Origin of the sequence: Acetonema longum DSM 6540, assembly GCF_000219125.1 — a bacterium.
In the GTDB taxonomy this organism is placed as follows: Bacteria; Bacillota; Negativicutes; order Sporomusales; family Acetonemataceae; genus Acetonema; species Acetonema longum.
In genome coordinates this window covers 1-1410 of record NZ_AFGF01000209.1, presented here as the reverse complement: position 1 = coordinate 1410, position 1410 = coordinate 1, and the positions used below count along the sequence as shown (strand labels likewise).

Annotated in this window: 1 protein-coding gene and 1 pseudogene; both read left to right on the top strand. The window is 41.5% G+C overall.

All coding sequences use genetic code 11. From position 1 onward, the window contains the following. Positions 1 to 436 (top strand): annotated as a pseudogene (locus ALO_RS22590) (hypothetical protein); the annotation flags it as partial. 11 nt (positions 437 to 447) lie between these two features. Beyond that, a complete protein-coding gene (locus ALO_RS16860; RefSeq protein WP_004098412.1) occupies positions 448 to 1239 on the top strand; it encodes an Imm49 family immunity protein in 792 nt (263 codons plus the stop codon). The last annotated feature ends 171 nt before the right edge of the window (positions 1240 to 1410 follow it).

Here is a 1410-nt window from a genome sequence, read left to right as displayed (position 1 = left end):
TCCCAAAAAAGATATTGCAGAGAAAGCGTCACAAGTAACCACCAATGCCGAAAAAGGAGCGTTGGGAGAAGCGGCAGCAGATCTTACGCTGAGTAGAGCCGGTTATACGAAGTTGCCGTCTAAGGTCGGTGCGAATAATGGCTTTGATGGTGTTTATATCAAGTACGGGCCGGATGGAAAAGTACAAGACCTCATTATCAATGAATCTAAATTTGGCACCTCTCAATTGGGTACTACTAAAGGTGGAGCAAAACAGATGGACCCCAATTGGATTGAAATGAATATTGAAAAGATGTTAAACTCTACAGACCCAGCAGTAAGGCAGACAGGCAAAATTTTGAATGAAAACATCGATATGGTAAGAACAAAACTTAACAGACTAACACCTGACGGAGTAAATAAATGGGAATCCAACCCAGGCGGCTGGGGTCAATAGGAGGGTCATTTGTGTCAAGAAACTCATATCTAAGCGCCTTTCCAGAAATTTTCCAAGAAAGAAAAGAAAGCGTAGATACTACAGTCAACAAACTTAAAACAGGTAATGTTAAGAACAACTTCATTGACCGCCATTATAGCTCTCTAGCTTATGGCTATAGTACTATAGGGATGGGGGAATGGCTGCTACATTCTGATGCCATTACTGCAAAGAAAAACTTCTATTTATCCGCAAAGTTGCAGGAAATTTTGTTTCAAAAGTATGATGATAAGAAGATAGCAGTTTCACCTTCATTTGTAGTTATGAGCAGCTACCCACGAGTACTCTTAGCTTTAATCAGCGATTCCTACCAACTGACAGATTCTCTCGCCAGGTTAATTGGCAATCGGCCAAAGGAGGAAAGAGAGACAGGCCATCCTTTTGCTGATAATGTGGGGTATGCAATCAAACACCTTCTGTTGAATGAAGATGCAAAGGCAAAGACTCACATTGACGCATTGTTGAGCATGGAGAATGATGAAGAACTTAAATTACAAATTGGTTATGGCAAGGTTTTAAAAGGAATATTGGACGCAGATGAAAATGCCGTCAACGAAGGACTAAAGGTCATGACAGACTGCCACAAAAAAGACGATGAATACAAAGATTCACCGGAAGAATTCTTTAGCATCCCAGTATTAGGATTGGCAAAGTTAGCAATGAGAAGGGGCATAAAAATTTCTATCGACGATCCTATTGCCCCGAAAGAAATGTTAGAACACCATGAGATCGAATATCCAGCAATTGATTTTGTAGCCAATTAATGCCCTTAAACCAACCTGGGCGGCCAGCAGATTCACGTCCGCTGGCCGCCCAGGTTGAGACTATCCCGAAAACTGTGTAAACCTCCAAGATGGTGTAAAATAGAAGCACCGAACTTGGAGGTTTTAATTATGGTAAAGAGAAAAATCACCCCGGAACGTCGAGAACAAAGG